Genomic DNA, 2,165 nt, shown 5'->3' with positions numbered 1-2,165 from the left:
TCCTTGTTGATTTACTCCTATCCATACCTCGTTCAACCATGATATGAACGGGGTATTTTTCATGTGACTTTCTGCAAGGCGATAGCTGGCGCTGACTTGTCAGTTCGCATGATGGCGGATATGCTCTTCCATAAAACTAGAGATGAAATAATAACTGTGATCGTAGCCTGTTTGGTAACGTAAGTTAAGCGGCTGATTCACAGAATTACAAGCTTGCTCAAATACCTCTGGGAATAATTGTGTAGCCAAATATTGATCAACAGTTCCTTGATCAATCAGAATGGGACTGTGATATCCTAGTTGCTGGATTAATTCACTCGCATCATAATTCCGCCAGGTTTCTTGATTGCTGCCTAGATAACGATTGAAGGTTTTTTGACCCCAAGGAGAACGCATCGGTGCAGTAAGCGGTGCAAAAGCTGAGAGAGCATAAATAAACGGAGTAATCTGTAGTTTATGTGAACCAAACCACTCAAAACATGAGTAAACGTTATCTAGGTCATAACACCTTGGGATTCGCTAGTCCCCTGCCATGTTGCTACTTATTAAACAATCCGCAAGGATAGTGTATTTAGCATAACAAGCTCAGATAACAAGGTTGAAGCAAACATTACCCTGAAAAGGTGAAATTTAAATGTCTAATTTTGTTCTAGTTCTTGATACCAACAAAAAACCACTTACTCCAATTCATCCAGGAGATGCACGTTTTTTATTAAATCAACAAAAAGCTGCTGTATTTAGAAGATTTCCATTTACCATAATTTTGAAAGAACCTAAATCTGAAGTTCCAACTCAACCGATTGAATTAAAAATAGATCCAGGGAGTAAAACTACAGGTTTTGCGTTAGTTCAAAATAATAAAGTCATCTGGGGTATGGAATTACAACACAGAGGTTTAGCTATTAAAGAAAGCCTAGAAACTCGAAAAGGAGTAAGGCGAGGAAGACGTTCTAGACATACTCGTTATCGTCAAGCTAGATTTCTTAACCGCACTAAACCTCAAGGTTGGTTAGCACCTTCTTTAAGCCATAGAGTTTTAACTATTAACACTTGGGTTAAAAGATTATGTAATTTTGCCCCAATAACTGACATAGTTCAAGAGCTTGCTAGGTTTGACCTACAGCAGCTAGAAAACCCGGAGATATCAGGCTTTGAGTATCAACAGGGAGAGTTACAAGGGTATGAAGTCCGTGAATATCTTTTGAATAAATGGAATAGAAAATGTGCATACTGTACTGCGGAAAATGTCCCTTTACAAGTTGAGCATATTAAACCAAAAGCCAAAGGAGGAACTAATAGAATTTCTAATTTGTGTCTAGCTTGTGAGAAATGCAATATCAAAAAAGGTACTCAAGATATTGAGAAGTTTTTAGCAAAAAAGCCTGAGTTGTTGAAGCAAATTTTATCCCAAGCCAAGCGTCCACTAAAAGATGCGTCTGCTGTAAATTCAACGAGATGGGCTTTATTTAATAAGTTAAAAGAAACTGGATTACCTATAACAACAGGTTCAGGAGGTTTAACTAAGTTTAATAGAACTCGTTTAGGATTGCCTAAAACTCATTGGATTGATGCTGCTTGTGTAGGAAAAGTTGAAACTCTCAAAATACTGACAACAAAAATTTTAACAGTAAAAAGCACGGGGCATAGTTGCAGAAGATTCTGTAGGATCAATAAATTTGGTTTTCCTTGCACTGAGCCTAAAAAAATATTCACTCATGTTTCTACAGGAGATTTTGTTAAGGCTACTTTGCACAAAGATCGTAAAAACATAACTTCTGGAAAGTATGTAAGTCGTGTTAAAACTCCCACAAAAAACGGATGTGAGATTGTTATCAATGGTTTTAGAGTTGAATTTTCAACAATGAAAGATATTACTAAGGTTCATTGTAGTGACGGGTATAGCTACGTTTGACTACGGAAAACTACAATTTTATGAGATTAAATGCAAAGACTGATATTACCAAAGATAGCAAATTAGGTATTAAACCAACGAAGCTGAAGTCACCTCAAAGGCACTACAGGGGACTTTTACGGGTTAATATATCAAGATGGACATACAAAATTTTGTGTACCGAAAAGAGGTAATTTATGGCCTGACCCTATTGATCCGTTAAAANCTTTATCTAGCTTGACCGAAAACGAGACGCAAGCCCTGACTTTAGGCA

The 2,165-nt window shown here is 37.0% G+C and carries 1 protein-coding gene and 1 pseudogene; one reads left to right on the top strand and one right to left on the bottom strand.

Translation table 11 applies throughout. The annotated features are described in order from the left end of the window. Positions 1-99: 99 nt before the first annotated feature. Positions 100-429 (bottom strand): annotated as a pseudogene (locus NSP_RS04070) (alpha/beta hydrolase-fold protein); the annotation flags it as partial. A 205-nt stretch (positions 430-634) separates the two neighbouring features. Between NSP_RS04070 and iscB the strand changes: the two are divergent. Further along, on the top strand, positions 635-1,912 hold the full coding sequence (gene iscB, locus NSP_RS04065; protein WP_006194169.1) for an RNA-guided endonuclease IscB: 1,278 nt from the start codon (positions 635-637) through the stop codon (positions 1,910-1,912). Positions 1,913-2,165 lie beyond the last annotated feature (253 nt).

Source organism: Nodularia spumigena CCY9414, from assembly GCF_000340565.2.
Lineage (GTDB): Bacteria > Cyanobacteriota > Cyanobacteriia > Cyanobacteriales > Nostocaceae > Nodularia > Nodularia spumigena.
Note: the sequence above shows the minus strand (reverse complement) of the source record. Positions and strands in the feature narration are given on the sequence as shown.